Origin of the sequence: Catenovulum adriaticum (genome assembly GCF_026725475.1) — a bacterium.
Lineage (GTDB): Bacteria > Pseudomonadota > Gammaproteobacteria > Enterobacterales > Alteromonadaceae > Catenovulum > Catenovulum adriaticum.
This window is the reverse complement of record NZ_CP109966.1, coordinates 52878-71233: the sequence shown is the minus strand read 5'-3', so window position 1 is coordinate 71233 and position 18356 is coordinate 52878. Positions and strand designations below refer to the sequence as shown.

11 protein-coding genes are annotated in these 18356 nt (G+C 38.5%); 1 reads left to right on the top strand and 10 read right to left on the bottom strand.

Translation table 11 applies throughout. The features are described 5' to 3' along the window. Positions 1 to 123: 123 nt before the first annotated feature. Positions 124 to 744, top strand: coding sequence for a putative glycoside hydrolase (locus OLW01_RS14240; RefSeq protein WP_268076605.1), 621 nt, complete (start codon positions 124 to 126; stop codon positions 742 to 744). A gap of 271 nt (positions 745 to 1015) precedes the next feature. On the opposite strand, the gene OLW01_RS14235 is transcribed toward OLW01_RS14240, so the two are convergent. From OLW01_RS14235 to OLW01_RS14190, 10 genes are all read right to left on the bottom strand, one after another. Continuing rightward, positions 1016 to 1747, bottom strand: a complete 732-nt coding sequence (locus tag OLW01_RS14235; protein ID WP_268076742.1) for an IS3 family transposase — start codon at positions 1745 to 1747, stop codon at positions 1016 to 1018. A 227-nt stretch (positions 1748 to 1974) separates the two neighbouring features. Beyond that, entirely contained in the window at positions 1975 to 4110 is a 2136-nt protein-coding gene (locus tag OLW01_RS14230) for a hypothetical protein (protein ID WP_268076604.1), read from the bottom strand. Between the two features lie 204 nt (positions 4111 to 4314). Beyond that, a complete protein-coding gene (locus tag OLW01_RS14225) occupies positions 4315 to 5538 on the bottom strand; it encodes a glycoside hydrolase family 88 protein (protein ID WP_268076603.1) in 1224 nt (407 codons plus the stop codon). 42 nt (positions 5539 to 5580) lie between these two features. Further along, positions 5581 to 6549, bottom strand: a complete 969-nt coding sequence (locus OLW01_RS14220; RefSeq protein ID WP_268076602.1) for a TIM barrel protein — start codon at positions 6547 to 6549, stop codon at positions 5581 to 5583. Further along, complete coding sequence (locus OLW01_RS14215; RefSeq protein ID WP_268076601.1) at positions 6549 to 8282, bottom strand: GMC oxidoreductase; 1734 nt, start codon at positions 8280 to 8282, stop codon at positions 6549 to 6551. The genes OLW01_RS14220 and OLW01_RS14215 overlap by 1 nt, the downstream gene beginning before the upstream one ends. Then, positions 8279 to 8851 (bottom strand): gluconate 2-dehydrogenase subunit 3 family protein, encoded by a 573-nt coding sequence (locus OLW01_RS14210; protein ID WP_268076600.1) that lies wholly within the window; start codon positions 8849 to 8851, stop codon positions 8279 to 8281. The genes OLW01_RS14215 and OLW01_RS14210 overlap by 4 nt, the downstream gene beginning before the upstream one ends. Before the next feature lie 936 nt (positions 8852 to 9787). Then, positions 9788 to 12469, bottom strand: coding sequence for a PVC-type heme-binding CxxCH protein (locus tag OLW01_RS14205; RefSeq protein WP_268076599.1), 2682 nt, complete (start codon positions 12467 to 12469; stop codon positions 9788 to 9790). Between the two features lie 431 nt (positions 12470 to 12900). Beyond that, positions 12901 to 14529: a sulfatase-like hydrolase/transferase gene (locus OLW01_RS14200; protein ID WP_268076598.1), complete on the bottom strand. Its 1629-nt coding sequence runs from the start codon at positions 14527 to 14529 to the stop codon at positions 12901 to 12903. A 31-nt stretch (positions 14530 to 14560) separates the two neighbouring features. Further along, positions 14561 to 16204, bottom strand: coding sequence for an IS1634 family transposase (locus tag OLW01_RS14195; RefSeq protein WP_268073610.1), 1644 nt, complete (start codon positions 16202 to 16204; stop codon positions 14561 to 14563). 270 nt (positions 16205 to 16474) lie between these two features. Next, positions 16475 to 18004: a sulfatase family protein gene (locus tag OLW01_RS14190; protein ID WP_268076597.1), complete on the bottom strand. Its 1530-nt coding sequence runs from the start codon at positions 18002 to 18004 to the stop codon at positions 16475 to 16477. Positions 18005 to 18356 lie beyond the last annotated feature (352 nt).

The following is an 18356-nucleotide window of genomic DNA, read 5'->3' as shown; positions in this document are numbered from 1 at the left end:
TTTCTTAACTGTTCGGCATTAGGCCTTGAGCCTGCTTTTTTTTACTCCTTGCCTTTTATTCCTTTTGACTAGATGCTACCATAACAATAAATATACATTTCGGATACAAACTGGATATTTATTATGAGACATCTTTTTTTGATAGTAGCATTTGTCATTTCAACCACTTCATTTGCCGAACAAAAAGTTAATACAGACTATTTCTATTTTTTGAACGGTGAAACCCCAGGTAAATGGGGCTGGACACTTAGAGGTGATGGAAATGGTAACAAACAAATTCCTGATGAGGGAGGCAAAAGTCCAGGCGGTGCATTAACATTAGGGCCGGCTGATGATGCTGAAATTCCAAGTGCAATCAAACTAAAATGGCGCAGAAGTATGAATGGCGAGGTTAACGCAACAATTTATGGTAAAACTGTTGATTTGTCGAAATTCGAGCATAACGCCGAAATTGCGATGGCCATTAAAATTATATCGCGAAAAGTCCCAAATCGCGTCATGTTTAAAGTTAAGTGTGGCAAGACTTGTAATGCTAAAATTAATATAGCCGAGCAATTAAAAAAAGCGCCTACAAATAAATGGTTTATTTTTCCGATAGCACTTAATTGTATCTCTGGCGCTGGAGCAAATTTGTCCACGCTCAGCTGGCCATTTTCAATTTCTACCGCCGAAAGGTTCGAGATCCATTTAGCTGAAGTTCGTGTCAGCGAGATGCAACCAGGCAAAAAGGGCTGTAGTGAATAACCCCTTTGCTAGTCTTTTCTAGATTTTAGAGGATCAAACAGTGTGGTAATGGTGTCGCCCGATTGGTTACTTTTAGTGAAGCAATTTTAACTAAACTGACGACACCATGTAGCTCGTAAAATTATCACGAAAGATCAACAGGCTTTACTTATCTTCCTTTATCTAGTAGTCGGTGTTTTGCAAGATAGTTGTCGCCTAAAGTTAAATTTTATGCTGCCTTCTCATCTTCATTTTTTGTCGGGTTTAAATGTACCTGTTCGATGTGATCAGATCATAATCTTTCCATGACAGCATTGTCTAAATAATTTCCACGTCTGCTCATGCTCTGAGTTATCTTTAACGTCTTAAGCCTTTTTCTGAACGCGCCAGTATAATATTGCACCCCTTGCTCCGAGTGAAATATCAATTTTGTTGTATCGGGTTCTTGGCGTTGAACTGCATCATTTAATGCAGCTTTTGCTAACTGGGCATCAGGGCTAGTCGATAATGCATAACCAACAATTTCCTTGGTGGCTAAATCAAGCACACAAGCCAAGTAACGCCAGCCTTCATGATGCCTTATGTGGGTAATATCACCGACATAATGCGTGTTGTAAGTTTCAGGCACGAACTTGCGTTTAATTAAAGTCGGTGCATATTTATGCTCTGTACCAGAGGTTGGATAATGGTGTTGTGTTTTCGGTCTTATGGCTTTTAATCTTTGATTTCTCATGATTTTTGATATTTTGTATAAGCCAACATGACACCCAATACCGCGTAACTCAGCTTGTATTCGTCGTTTACCATAAGTGTAGCCTGATTCGTTAAAAATCAGTTTAATCAACACATTTAATGCATCTTCTTTTGCTGATGGTGTTTTGGCATTGTAATAAAAACGACTGCTGCAAACACCAAGCGCATTGCATAATTCAGTGACGTTATAATCAGAGTGCGCTTTCTTCATTTGTTTCACGATTTGTGGTTTGGATTGTCCAGTATGAAGAAAGCTGCAGCTTTTTTTAATATATCATTATCCCTTTGTGCGCGTTTTAGTTGAGCCTCTAATGCTTCTATGCGCCGTTGCTCGGGTGTTAATGCTTTTGCCCAGCTTGGTTTTTTCGTCCTGAAAAAACATTTTACTCTAAACTATAGCCCTTTCTATTGATCATAATGAGATGATCGGGATTAGCACAATGATGCGCTTGCTTTATATACACCGGTTAATAAAGTAACCGTTAATAAAGTAAACGTTTATCTTTGCAATAACATATCAATGATATCATCGGCGGTTGAATCTTTATTGCCGCCTTTATTTGCGCCTGTTATCCACCAGTAAATCATGCCTGCATCTGAGCAATCAAATTTATTGGTTTGAAAAGGTACAACCCCATCTTGCTCAGCGTAAGCCAACATTTCCCAAATAAATCGCATCCCAGGATCTTGATGATCTTTAGCCCAATCCCAAGGTGCCATTGGCGTTTGCAAACCTAAGTTTTGATCACCTATTTGGTGTTCAGTTACCCCAAAATCAAGAATTTTCTGCCATGTAAAATAGTCGCCACTATCGTCATTAGCTGGGTGATGTGATACCACATGCACATTTTTATGGGCCTTAGGGTTTGAGTTCTCAAGCGCATAGCCAATTAAATCAGGTTCACCAGCTTCAATAATCCATAATGGGTCAGTTTTTGTTGACGCATTAATGGCTTTGACTAAATCGGCAGTGGCGCCAGCTTGATCAACTCGGCAGTTATAATAATCAGCTAAATGATTAAAAGGTCCAAACAATTCAATCCCTTTACCACTTAATTGATGTAATATTTTCTGGCGTCTTAATTCGTCAGCTTTGCCAATTTGATAGCCTTTGTTTTTGGTTGGATCTAAATCACATGAATGCGACAAATGAACTAGCCTGTCATTTAAATCTGCCTTTTGTAATAACCCAAGCATAACAGGTGTTGCACCTATATCATCTGGATCAGGTGAGTTACCATCAATCACAACAGCCAAGCGTCCTTTAGGTGGATTAATGCTATCAAGCTCCACATCTGTCACGTAACGTTCCCAAAAAGCATGAACAGAAATAGCCGGCTGCCCCAGCTCTAATATCCACCAAGCTTCAACTATATCTGAAAAATCAACGCCGCCTTCAGGCATCACTGAATAGTCAGCTGAAAACCCAGAATCTTTCACTATTTTGTCTGCTTCAGTCCAAAGTTGTCTGGCTTTTTGATTTGAATTTTTGGCCGATACCGCATGTTTAATCCACTTAGGATTTTCATCAACATACTTAGGTGTAAACTCACCTCGTCTATTTTTGCGTACAAATTTTTTCAGCGCCTTATTGCCATCATTAATTGCACGATAATCTGTCATTTTTTTCACATAGGCTAAATCTTCGGGCGTTGTCTTTTTCTCATTCCAATTGCTATGCTGTACTACAATAACGTTATTTTTAATCACAGATGGGTTTATACCTGCCGTTAGCAAAGCGTCAATCCAATCTCGAGTAAAGTCAGATTGACCTGCCTCTTGTACCCAAACTTTACCGCCATTTGCTAATCTGGCTTTTACTCTGTCTCTTATCATGAGCACTGATTTTTGCCAATCAGCGCGCGCATCTGTCCAATTTAAATTTTCTTGACCAAATGCCATATTAAATAAAGCATTCGCATTTAAATAACTGCCCGTTTGAGTACCGGTTGTGCCAGCGACGGAAATTAAATTAACTTTTTTAAGATCATCATGCTGCAGCATAGATCCCAACGCGGCGATAGCATGAACATCGTCGGCATCTGGTAATAAATCAAACTGGGCAATCAATAAATCACTGTCGTGATTAAAATGCGGGCGCTCGAGCGATAATTTGCCAGCTTGGGTCATCTCTAATTGCTGCCAGCGGCCTCTTGCCCACGCAGTACCACCATGCTCAGGAATTTCACCATTGGTATCTGCGATTGATTCAATACTTAACTTATCACCTTGGTTTAGGCTAATGTTAGCCCAAGTGTGTTTTTCTGGTTTAAGATCTTGTGGTGAATCTTCACCAATGTAACTGCTGCGATAAGTAGCAACTATTTTTTCATTTACCAATAATCGGTAAATAGGTTCACCGTCTTCTTCAGTCAGCACGGTTATGGTTATGTCGTATTGACCCGTTTCACCGGTAAACTTTGTTGTGGCTTGAGCAAATAAAGTTCGATAATCACTTATCCGTGCATCAATTGCTAACGAGTCATTTCCTGCATCTTTATAATAAGGCACATTAGCACTATCCGAGACCGAAAAATCGTCAATTGCATCTAATACTATGCTGTTATGCTGATGCCCATCAGCCCAACAATAGGGTGCTGCAGCTATCAACATAGGTAATAATAGTTTTTTCATCAATTCTGCCAATTTAATTTATAGCGACTTATTTAAAAATATTTTATTTCAATACAAGATCAAAAGCCCCTAGACATTGACTTTGAAAAACGGATGGGTCCGTTTCAAAATCAATTATCCAGGATAAGCCTGTTTTAATCTTGCCTGCTAAAACAAATACCTTCAAGCGTTTTAACATACTTGAAATTATCTTAACACAGAAAATTAAAGAGATTTACAACGATTTAGCGCTTCTAAATAATAATAATCACCATAGTTAAGCGATGCATTTAAGTCTAAATCTTTAGGGTAATTACCCGTTGCCTGCTTCAACAAAAAGTGTCCGTTTTCGCCTTTAGCTGCTAAATAATCAGACGACGCTAAACTTCGTAATATTCTCATCGCAACCTGACGATATTTCTTAGCTTCATTATCATCAACATAATCAGCTAATTCTAATAATGCACTGGCTAACAAAGATGCCGCAGATGAGTCGCGATAATCAGTAATATTGGCATCATCCGGTGCGTCATAATCAAAATACGGGATTAAATCTTCAGGCATATTTTTGTGGTTCAGCAAATATTCAACAATATTTTTTGCATGATTTAAGAATTTTTCGTCTTGTGTGTATCGGTAAACCATAGTGTAGCCATAAGCGCCCCATGATTGGCCTCTTGCCCAAGATGAATCGTCGGCGATGCCCTGAAACGTTTGTTTAGACTTTGGTAGACCTGTTTCACGGCTGTAATTGACTAAATGATAAGAACTATGATCATCTCTAAAATGATGCTCCATCGTAACACTGGCGTGGCTCACTGCTGCATCGTAATATCTTTGGTCTCCGCTTTCAATTGACGCATTAAATAACAACTCTAAATTCATCATATTGTCGATAATAACGGGAAATTCCCAAGTGCCCCAACTCCACGAAAAAGTCGCACCAATATCGGGGTTATATCTTTCCATTAATGTTCGCGCTGAATTTTCTAAAATAGGCTCATAGCTTTGATTGCCAGTTAGCCTTAATCCATTTCCAAAGGTGCTATTCATAATAAAACCAATGTCATGCGTTTTGCGGTTAAACTGTTGCTCTTCTAACGCGTGAGTCCATTTTTTGGCGGTTTCTAACCAACTTTGATCTTTAGTATGCTCATAAATATACCAAAAGTTACCCGCCACAAAGCCGCTCGTCCAGCCCATAGGTGTCGTATAATGCACCTTGCCTTCGCTAAACGAAGTCGGTATTTTTTTAGGGTTAGTATAGGCTTTACGAAAATCATCTAACTGTTCGGTTGCGTTGTCTAAAGCAGCGTGACAAAACGCAACATTATCAGCAGGCCAAGAAACAGAAGCCGTTTGAGTATCTGCGTTTTGAGTTGTACCGCAAGCAGTTAAAGAAGCAATAATAGATAAAGAAAGCAGGGTTTTATTTAATTTTAAGCTCATAGTTAGACCTTTTTACAACATATATAAATCAATATTAATGGGTTAAATACTTGGCGCTTTCAGCTCAATGTTCAATGCCAGTTGAGCCAAGTCTGATGCAGCTTGAACTGCATTTTTATTTTGTGGGAAAAACTCAGCCCCTATGTAACCTGGGTAGCCTAGTTCTCTCAATCGAGTGAGCACTTTGCCATACGCAACTTCGCCTGTACCGGGTTGGTTTCTATCAGGTGAATCAGCCAGTTGAATATAGGCAACTTGATCAAATCCGTTCTCTAGATGCGTGATTAAATTACCATTGGTGCGCTGCATGTGAAAAAAATCCCAGTTGATTTTTACACTGGGTGAATTTACCTCACGACAAATGGATAATGCAGGTTCGTGACCATACATAAAGTGGCCTTTATGATTAAAGGGGTTGTAAGGCTCAATCGTCGCAATCATATTTTCAGCTTCTAATCGCGGAGCCACTCGCTTTAATACTCGGGTATAGTTTTCAATCATTTGCTCAACCGTTAAACCTTTAATCAGTTTATGTCCGGTTAAATTAAAATTAGGTATGTTTAATGTTTTGCCCGCTGAAATGGTTAAATCTAACCATTCTAAAAAAGGCTTTTCGTTTTTAGGATCGGCAAAATTAGGGGGATGAGGAGAATAACTGGTAATTTTTACGCCGACATCAGCAGCGCGTTGAGCAATTATTTCAGGTGTTCTGCCTCTATCTTTATCAAACGGATTCCAAATTTCTACCGCACTAAAACCGATAGACTTTGCCGCTGCCATACGGTCTAAAAAAGGAATTTCACCACGAAACCATTGCTCAATATTACAAGCAAATGAAGCAAGCCCTTGTTGCCTTTGCGCCAGCGAGAGAATACCTGCGGCTTGATGTTGATTATTTTCATTTTCTAAAGCTGTTTTTAGCTCTGTTGAAGAACAAGCTGCAAGGCTGGCTAAACCAGCACCTGTTACCCCTGCGGCTGCCGTGCGGCTAATAAATTGTCGACGATCCATTATAGTGTGCCTTTCGTCATCAATTTAGCTGCATAATCAGCAGCCCGCGCTGTTAACGCCATATAAGTTAAAGATGGGTTTTGCGTTGCACAAGACGACATGCACGCGCCATCGGTAATAAACAAATTTGGTACATCATGCGTTTGATTCCATTTATTTAACACCGACACTTTTGGATCATCGCCCATACAAGCGCCGCCCATTTCATGGATACGATCGCCTATCATAATATGTTCATTGGCTGATTTTTTCGTGACTTTGATATTTTTACAACCCGCAACTTCAAGCATTTCTTGAATATCTTTAGCCGCTTGGTGAGTCATTTTTCGTTCGTTGTCTCTAATTTGAGCATCAATATGTAGCTGAGGCACGCCCCATTTATCTTGTTTAGTGGGGTGTAAAGTGGCGAAATTATCGTAATAGGGCAACATTTCGCCATACATGTACGCTCTAAAATACCAAGGTTTATCCTGATAAGCCTGATCCTTAACAGCTGCGCCTATGCCCACGCTTTTTCCACTGTTGCCGGAATTAGGTCTATCTCTGGCTGTAGTTTGATAGCCGTAGCCTCGCACAAAATTAACATCATCTGTTTTATCATGCCGATAGTTTGGTATATAAGTGGCAATAGGTCGGCGGCCGTAACTATATCTGTCTTCTAAACCCGGTACTTCTGCCATACCAGTGGCACCAACAAAATGATCCATTATATAATGCCCAACCGCACCGCTTGAATTGGCAATACCATTTGGAAAATCTTCAGATTTAGAATTGAGTAAAATTTTCACTGAGTCGAGTGCTGAAGCGCATAAAAAAACGACTCTAGATTTATAGCTGCGCTTTTGTTTGCTGTTGGCATCAATCACAGTCACACCAGAGGCTTTGCCAGTTGCTTTGTTATAGTCAACGGTCGAAACAATCGCATCTGTTACTATGCTTAAATTACCCGTTTTTTTAGCGGCCGGTAAGGTCGCTGAATTAGAACTAAAATACGCACCAAAAGTACAACCTCGTCTGCAATAAAACCTGGCCTGACAAGTCCCCCGTCCTAATTTTTGTTGTTCTGCTGTCGGTTCAGTTAAATTAGCGGCACGACCGACAATTAAATGGCGATCATTATAATTTTCAGCTAATTTTTTAGAAATATGTTTTTCAGCAGCACTCATTTCCCACGGCTTTTGAAATACGCCGTCAGGTAAAACATCTAGCCCATCTTTGTTGGCAGACACCCCTATAAAAGATTCAACATAATCATACCAAGGGGCTACATCATCATATCCAATTGGCCAAGGCACACCATGTCCATCTTTCGCGTTAGCCTCAAAATCTTTTTTGCCCCACCTTAATACTTGGCGCCCCCAAGTAAGTGAGCGCCCACCTAACTGATATCCTCTTATCCACATAAAAGGTCTTTCTTTTGGATAAGAATAAGGGTGCTCTTTATCATCAACAAAAAAATTAACAAAGTCGTTAGTTAAGTTGGGCTTAACTTGCTTCATCATTTGATAACGACCTTGATCGTCGTACACTTCTGAAGCCAGTCCTCGGTTTTCGCGATCCCAAGGTGCTTGCATATCTGTATATTTTGGGCTCGGATGCTCAAGATTAGGCCCCCGCTCAAGCACTAACGTATTAAAGCCCTTTTCACTAAATTCTTTAGCAGCCCATCCACCGGTAATGCCAGAGCCAACAATAATAACATCATACTCAGTTTCATGATTAGACGGGTTCATATTGTTCCTCCAGCAAGGATTTTTTCAAGTGTTTGTTTCGATATATCGCCCTTATAAGTGCCCGGTATTAATACATAGTCCGGATTCGCTTCTTCAGAGGTATAATAAACATGAAAAACCATTTCTTTTAAATGCCGATAACTTTTGGATAACTCAGTTTGTTGGTTTTCAAAAGCGGTTATATCAAGCTGCTCTAACAGCTTGTATCTTTGTTGGTGTGCAAGCTGAATATAATTTTCAGCATAAGTATTTTTGGCGATTTGCTCGATTTGGCGAATAATGCTGCGGTATTGCTGTTTTGTTTCATTTCCGGCCCACGTCAGCATTAAGCCATCTAAAACTGGGATCACATGAGCATCTGTGGCGCCTGGGGTTTGTGTTTTTGGGATCATCAGCTCAGCAATATCAGTTAATAAAGTTAGCTCTTGAGCATTAAAAAATTGACCATGATTTTCAACAACCAGTAAATTGTTTTTATCATTTAACACCGTTGAAAAAAGCGGCGCTGATACCATAAAAGCAGTCGCTCCAATAAACACTCTGCGGCTTATTTTTTGTTCTAGCATCATGTTTAACCCTTAAATAATGACAGATAAACTATTTAATTAAGGGGTAATTGAATAATAACAGCGCAATTTGCACCATAAAACCACCCGCAAAAATCTAACCGGCATTAATCAATTTATGATTTGTTTTGTAATTGATAATAGAAAGCACAAAAAAATCAAAACCAGTCATGTATACTCATAATTTATTTAAATATAGCCAAAAATGCAAGCGGTTTAGTAACAAAACATTGCTTTTTGTACACTTAAATTTAAATTAGTGTAAATATACGGGCATAAATTGATACAATTCAAAAACTATCTGTTGGGCTTAGAAAAAACAGAGAAAAAGTTGCGCTATTGGTTTTTAACAAATGCCTAGGGTCTGTTGATCTTTTGGGTACAATTTTGCAGCAGTTTGTTTGGTATTTATACAAGGCATAGCGATTGACGTGTAGTGGGCTACATAAATGAGCTATAACACAGTAGAAATGCTAAACAAACGCTGCCCTTCGGGTTCGTCCTAAACGTTTTTTGCTCTTTGTTGCCTGCATGGATGCAGGTACTTAGCGTGAGCAGGATGCGGTAGCTGTGCTCGATATTGACATAGAAGAACTATGCTACATATCTCGCGTCGCGATCAAAAAGCGTTTAGTTAGAACAAAATTTGTACTCCAAACGTCAACAGACCCTAGATTTAATAGATATAAATACAAAGCGGATCAATAAAAGCAAATAAAGTCAATTTATTAACCACAGCTGAAATATTGCTATACGCATTCAAAACAAACTGATGATAGTTTGTTTGTCACTCACTTAATTCAACCCGAAAACCGAATGAATAAAATAAAGAGATTAGAATAAATTTGCGTGATTATTGCTTTATATAACTGTCAGATTTAATTGATTAATATTATACAAATCTGACAGTTTATACTGACTTAAAAGACAGGTTTAGGTTTACTTAACCGGGCTACCAAAAATATCGATTTCAGTGACAGACCAAGTTTGTTTTGGACTACCATTTTTTAAGACATAGCGTATATATTTGGCTTTATGACCTAATGTCTGACTCACTCTTTGCGCGCTATTTTCAATATTAGAGTCGACCACCTGCCAATTTACACCATCTACAGAAAACGCTAAATCAAATGCGGTTGCACAACGCCAATTCCATTTTCGACAATCCATATCAACTCGACTAATCTGATAAATTTGTGGTAGTTCTACCTGCAGCCACATGCCAATTTCTTGTAAATGTTCGCTATCCCATTTATTCCAATCAGCTTTCCCATCAATTAATGCATCAAATTTTGTTGAATTATGGCTGGCACTAAATTTCCACAGCTTTTTATTCGTTAATTTTTGGTTATAGAGTTCGTCTAGTTCATCACTGGTCCATGGGGTTGAGCGATGTTCAATTTTACGAATTGAAGCAATTTGTTCAGGCGTAACCATAGTGGCTTTGTTACCAAAGCTATTACGAATATAAGTAAGTACATCGGCAATATAAAGATCGTCACTATCGGCTATCGGTGCCATTATCCCAGCTAGGTAAGTTTTACCATCTATTGGCCCGGTCAATCCGTTTAATACAATACGGCCTAAAACTGACACATCACCGTTTACATGACGACTATTAGCAAAACTAGGTGCCATGAGTTTATCTCCGGCTTGAGCTCCTTGGCCATCTTTACCGTGACAGGTAGAGCATAATGAATCAAAATGTTGTTTCCCGCGGATAATCGATTCAGCAAGCACCTTGTTATTTTTGGCAAGTTCAGCTTGTGCTTGTTTTTCTTTAATTTGATATTGCAGGGCTTTATCAATCGCGAGTAAGCCTTTTTTATGTGGATACTTGGCTAGTACTAAATCACGAATAGCATTACGGTTTTCATCACTGGTATCAACATAAAAAGTAGACAACAAAATTTGTTGCGCCATTTCAATGTCCGCATTTTTTATTTGAGTTTTCCAAAGCTTAACCATACTTTGATTCTCTTTTGTCACTAGCTGCTCAGAAATTCTAAGCGCAGCAGTACGCACATTTACATTAGTGTCAGCAAATTTGGTAATCAATAACTCTTTATCTAAGATACCCAAGCCTTCTAAAGTCCATAGCGCATGTAAACGAGCTAGTGGGTTTTTATTAGATTGAGCCATCGCTTTTAACGCTGGCGCGACAGACTTGTCTTCAGACAATACGATATATTTTTGGGCATTAATCCGCCACCATTGGTTAGGATGTGATAAATATTTCACTAACTCAGCAGCGGTTTCATCGTACATCTTAGGCTGTTTGCCCAAATCTATTCCTGGTTTTGTAATACGATAAATTCGCCCGCCACCAATAATTTTATCTAAATTAAATTTTTCGATAACGGCACGTAAAAAACTGCCCTTTTTCGTCCAGTTACCTTCTTGAATAATGCCACGATACATATCGACTAAATAAATGGTGCCATCTGGGCCGGTTTCACTCCATACCGGTCTAAATGCAGTATCTGTTGATGCAATAAATTCTTTTTGCTGAGCTTGATAAGGATGGCTAATAACAGAGTAACCATCATCTCTGGTGATATCAGCACGACGAACTAAATTTCCGACAGGCTCAGGCGCAATATAGTTACCGTAAATTTCTGGAAATTTGTCACCCAAATAAATACTTTGGCCAGCAATACCTGTAAAGTGATTAAGCGTATTGTCGTCTCTCAATCTAGGCTTGCCACTTTGAACATCTGGAATCTGCTCAATTGGAAATACCTCGTTAAAGCCAGCTTCAGTTTCACCGTCAACCGGAACCATGCCGTAAACACTTGGGTAGTTAAATCCAAATACTGGCTCTTCAGCACCCGCAGCAGAATAATATAAACGGCCAGCTTCATCTTGTCCTATACCCCATTGTCCACCACCAAACCGGGTATTTTGTGAAATAATTTTTCCATTTTTAATTTTGTATCTTTTATTGGTGTAGGTCACATAAAGCCAATTATCTAAGCCCCAAATCAAACCACTAGGCTGATGTTCTAAATTACCGCCTCTAGGACCCCCTTCATAAATAGTGCTGCGCTTATCAGCAACACCATCACCGTCTGTGTCTTCTAATAATAGAAAATCAAATGTATTGGTTTCGCGAACAACAACCTTGCCGTCTTCTAACGGTAATATCATCCTTGGCAGTAATAAGTTTTCAGCAAAAACAGTAGATTTATCCATTACGCCATCATTATCGGTATCTTCTAAACGTTTGATCCGACTGCTTGCTTCCATTTGGCCTGTGCCATCTAAATCTTGCATGTAAGTTAACATTTCAGCAACGTACATACGGCCGTTTCCATCAAACGAGATCGTTACAGGTTCCTCGACCATAGGCTCATGTGCGACCAATTCCATTTTAAAACCATCTTGAACCACCATAGTAGCCAACGACTCTTGAGGAGATAAACCTGTGATGTTAGTTGGTTGGTGATCATTTTGATGATAAGCCGCCGTATGACCTGTTTTAGAACTGACGGAGGATGAATCGTTTGACGAGGTGGCTTCATCAACTATGTCTACCGTGTGAGTACTCTTGTGATTTAAGCAACCAAGCTGCAAAGCTACCGCTAAGTAAACTGCCGTTTTAATACATGTTTTGAACATTCATTTTCTCATTTAAGCTGGCATGGATTTTTGGGTTTAATATTAATTCAAATCCCACATAATTGTAAACAATATACATTATATTTAAATTAACGTCAGAAGAAATAACAATTAAAATCACACATTTGTCCTAGTTTAAAATCGACAAACTCAAATCATTTAAAGCAACATAGGTAATCAAAATAAGCTAAATAAAAACATTAACTTAAAAATAAAACGATTACCGCGTCTGTCCGTCCGATTAATGTTGAGCGAGCTAATAACGTCACTATTACTCGAACCGAAGACGGCCGCGCAACAACCAGCGAAACTCTTAACAATAACGATTTTTATAAATTAGATAAATGGGTTAAACGACTTTAATTTTACTCAAGATAAAAAGCGTAAACGAATTTACGTTCGTTTACGCTTTGCTGAATAAAGACTTAATTTCAAATTGAATCAGGATCGTGCGCTGTCTCGTAAACATCAAATTGAGGGATTACAGCATTTAATTTATCACGCTCTTTTTTAGCTTGTTCAGATACTTTGCTCCAATCATTTATTTTTTCAAAGCTGTCTAAATCATCTGGCGTTGTAGTGACATTCCACCAATTATCATTTCCATCTTTCATTACATAATTGCCGCGGATCAAAGTTTTGTCTTTTTTGTACGCATAAATCCATTCACGATGTGTTTTTGCGTCTGTGGTTAAAAAAGGCCACAGGCTTTTACCGTTAATTTCATAGCCTTGGGGAATTTCGCTTCCCATAATATCGGCTAACGTCGGCAAAATATCAGCCATTGACGCAATAATTGGCTGCTTACCTTTTTTTGTCATTTGCTGACCTGGCGCATAAACAATAAACGGAACATGTGTACCTTGTTGCTTAACATGGCTGTGTTTACCATAACCGCTTGTGCCATTATCGGCTGCAATAATCAAAATAGTATCGTTTTGAATCTGCAATTTTTTCAGTTTTTCTAAATATAGCCAAATTTGATAATCTAAATATTTAACATGATTATGCATACCTGGATCAGTTACAGTTCCGTTTAAATTATACTGACCTTTTTCACCTGTAATATTGGGCTTAACTCGTGTGTATTTTTCGCCATCCCAATTAACAATTGGCGTACCAGGCCATTTGTCTTTTGACTCTGGTTGTAAAAAATCAAAAGCATCATGGCCTAAGTGCGTCGTGTGATAGACAAAAAATGGCTTATTTTGACTATGCTGACGATCGATAAAATCAAAAATAAAGTCTAATTCGACATCTGGACCAAACGTATTAACGCCAAATTTTTCTTTAGATTCAGATGTATTTGGCCAATATTCTAACTCTGATTTTGCACTAGGATGGTTAAACAGCTCAACATTTGGTTTCCAATACCAACCTTGTTGCACATAGCTAAAACCTTCAATTGATTTACCTGAATCAACATTATATAACACCCTTACACCATCCACTTTTTTAGCCTGAACGCCAAATGTCGTATAAGGGCTTAAGTCAGGGTATTTTAAACCGGGTGTAAAAACGCCTTCATCAAATCCATAGTTTTCAAAGCCATCCGTATGCCCCATTTGCGTTTTCCCAACCCAAATAGATTGATAACCTGAGGTATTAGCTAACTGACCAATTTGAAATGGTGAAGTTTCGTATAAACGAACTGGTCTTTTTTGACCTGTTTTTTCGTCAGTAACCAAACCATAATCTTTGTTGTGCCACCATTTATGTAAATTGGCATATCTGCCAGTCATTAACATTGCACGACTCGGTGAGCAAACCGTTGCAGCCCATGCATTTTCAACAAACATACCTTGGTTCGCAATTTCACTTATAACAGGTATTTCGGCTAATTTTTCTGGATCTGACACCGTTTTCCCACGAAAACCTGACCATTTTTTGGATTGATAAATTGAGAACTCTCGTGCACTAATATCATCTGCGTAAATCAAAATTACATTAGGCTTAGTTTGATTTTCTGAAACTGCTGGGGTTTGAGCTGGCGTTAAATCGGTTGAGTTGTTGGCGTTAGAGCAGGCGTTTAATCCAAACAATGCGGCAGAAACTAACACAAGGGTGCGATTAAGTTTTACCCGACATTGATCAGACCCCAAGCTCAAAATTATTAATTTTATAGTAGCGTTCAGCACATCCTGCGAGCTGCTGGATTACACTATTCCTCACGTCATTTATCCCATCCACATGCACCAACTCATAGTCATAGTGGGTATCAAGCTGCACTAGGTTTACACCTTCAAAACACTGGAATACCCAACGTAAAGTTGGATTGCTAATTGGTTTATTTATCTGATTTGGAATGGTTATTTGCGCTTTAGCCATATTCGCACGTAACCGTCTTTGACCTATGCTATAAACCAATAACGACAGCGTCATAATCATCAACAAGGCATCGATTCTGCTTGGCTTTTTTATAAAAAGTGACGAGACAAAAAATAGTGGGTCTTTTAAAAATCTAAACCCTCGCTCAACATGAGATTGCGCTTTGTAGCGCTCAAAAACGCATTCATCGCTTAACTCAGTTTCACAGGCATTTGTTGCCAATACAAAACAAGATTTTTGTTCGACGTAATTCTGTTGCGCGGCTTTATCTTCGGTCACTTGGCCGATAAGTTGCCATTGCACTGATTGAACCACCGCATCTTTTTTGGGTCGGCCTTTTCCTTCATATTGATTATGTGCGTTGCACTCAGCAATGCTTAAACTATGGTATTTTTGCTTTTTATCTAATACTGCTAAGGCGCTTTGTGCATCCGTTTCACAAGCAAATCTTTGCGCTTGCAAATGAAATAGGGCTTTATCCAATGCTTTGCGCTCTTTAGCCACTAAACCTTCGATGCTTTTCTGTGCACGTGCTTTTGCTGCGTTAGAGTAAACAACCAGCCAACGCTGCTCAATATCCATATGCTCAACTCTAAGCGGTCTGTATTGATAGTTGTCGTTGATACGTGTCCAATCATTGGCCGTTAACGCTTCTGAAATGGACTGATTTTCTAATTTTATCGTGGATGGAATGAGAGTGATAAATCGAATTTGTTGGAGAAATTCGGCATTTTCTTTGTGGTAAAATTTGCTGTCTGCTATACAAAATTTGGGGGCATCGCTTGCTTTGAATGTATCTACCAATGCGCTGGCACGCTCTCTAAATATAGTGCTGTCAGATGCATTGCCATCCCAATTTTTACTGAGCATAGGGACGCCGCCGTCTTGCGTAACAATCATCTCTTGCACGATTTGTTTTAAATCAGGTCTATGGTCTTTGCTGTATCCATGTTTGATTTGAATTGGAATTTCATCTTCTTGTTCATCATCTATATTGTATTGGCCTGTAAGTGAATAACTTGTTGTATCTAAAGATTGAAATTGGGTGTCGACTTGCTCTATTTGGCAAGCTTGATAGGCAATACGAGCAAAAAGATTGTCACAACCAAAGTCGCTGCATTGGTCGAGTGTGCGTCCTAATTTGTGACGGTTAAAGTGACTTGCCTCGACTCCTTGTCTAAAAAGATGCTCCATTGGCAAATTTTCAAAAAATTGTGGTGTGAGGCTCAAAGGTCGGTTAGAAAAGCCCAACCCGTTCATAATCATGCCTTTAACCGCTTCACCTGGTGTTATCTCTTGCTTTTCATCTTGAGGTAAATATTGGTCTATTAATTCAACTAGTTTCAAGTCGTCAATTACGCCTGCTACAATTCCATGATGATCTAACCGTTTGATTTTTAATTTCATATTCACCTCAATAAATTGAAGTGCTATTTTATGTTTTTTAAGAGGATCTGACGATCCCTAAAAATAAAATTATTGAATGATCGTCTGATCAATATCGGTTTTACTGTACTGAACTTCATTATTATTCCTAAAATAATCCGGATGATACAGATTAACCTCAACTCGTTAAAATACACCTTAAGCCGAATTGAGGTTGAATTATTTAAAACATATTATTTATATACAAAATCAATTTTATCTCTGCTGACATTTTCAGCAGCATTATTAAAATTACATTACCGGTGCAGTACGCTCACCTGATTCTCGAATTTTCCAATATAACTCGTACATCATTTTTGCTTTATCTTTGTATTTAGAATCATTCACCAAATTATTTTTTTCTTGTGGGTCATCTGCTAAATTATATAAACTCATTAATTTTCTTTTGGTTAATTTATAATTCGTTTTTATGATAATTTTCCAATCGCCTTGACGCAGCATTAACTCATTTTCTGAGCCTGATTGGGCCATTAACAAAGGTCTTTCTTGGTAAGGTTTACCTTCTAATAAAGGTAATAAATTCCACGAATCTTTTGCTTGATGAGCGTTTAATTTCACATCCATAATGTTAGCCAAAGTAGCAACAATGTCTGTTCCGTTTACTAAGCTATCACTTTGGGTATTAGCTTTAATCTTACCTGGCCACACTGTAATAAAAGGCACTCTATGTCCGCCTTCGTAAGGTTGGTTTTTATAGCCACGATATTGAGCAGCAGAGTTATGCCCCTGTTTTTGTGCTTTAAAATCAATGAGTCCCCCATTGTCAGAAGTAAAAATAATCAATGTATTGTCATATTCACCTGCGTCTTTCAAAGCTTGAACTATTTTTTTAACTTCTAAATCCAGCACCAAGTTCATATCTAAATGATTAGTTGGCGTTTGCCCTGCAATTTTATTTCCATTAATTTGCTGAGGTGGCGTATGCGGAATATGAACCGCTGGGCTCCAGTAATTAAGCAAAAACGGCTTATCGCCAGCGCTGCGTTTAATAAAATCAGCCGCTTTATTGGCTAACATCATATTTAATTCACGAGCGTTCCAGTGTGAATCACCCATGCCTGGGCCTTTATCTGATACAAACTTGGGATCAATGGCATTATTTTCATCTAAGAATACAATTTCTGAATTTTTCGAAAATGGATACCAGTCATTATTTTCATACAAAAAATAAAGTGGTCCCTGAACACCGGTTGGCGTAGTGAAGTCATAATCAAATCCCATTGAGCTTGGGTTGTCGTCAATCCACTTACGCATATCCACTTTTAAAGTTTCTTTACCCGTTTTTGGGCCACGATATGCTTTATCTTCGCTTTTTAGATTAAATGTGCCGCCTAAGTGCCATTTACCCACAAACCCCGTTGTATAGCCGGCTTGTTTGGCAACACGCCCAATCGTCGCATCGTCATTAGTGATTGAGCTTGGTGCAAAACTACTCCATACACCCCAAGGCGCATAACCTCGATAAGTAGAATTACCCGACATCACAGAATAGCGACTTGGTGCGCACAATGCGGTAGGCGAATGTGCGTCCATAAATGACATACCTGCTTGAGCTAGCTGGTCAATATTTGGTGTTGGTGCAACAACGGGTTTATCCGAATACTGTTTATGAAATTTACTCACGTCACCTAAACCTAAGTCATCCGCTAAAATCACAACCACATTAGGTAGGTCGGCTTGTGCTTTGGCATTTGCCAAATTGGGTGCCACGACAAAGCTTGCCAGTAAAGAGATTAAAACAGGTTTTATTATTGTTTTCATAAACAGCCTTTAGATTAAACTACAATTTATTGTTTACAATATAGAGCGTTTAGAATTTCAAAGAAAGTTAAAAAACTAAACACGAGTGTAATTTTTTTGTAAATATAATTAGCGTTAAATTTACTTAACTATACGTTTTCACATCTTCAATGTAAATTTACATGCGAATATTAAAATTTATATAAAAATCAAATTTAATAACCGAATAAGCATTGATGAAGAATAAATAACTTTATTGAAAGGATAAAAACTCAACAAGGGTAATTGAATGATGTAGGGAAAGGGAACAAATACAACGAATAGTTATAAACCAGTGCCAGTGGCACTGGTTTATAACTTACTGGTTTGTACA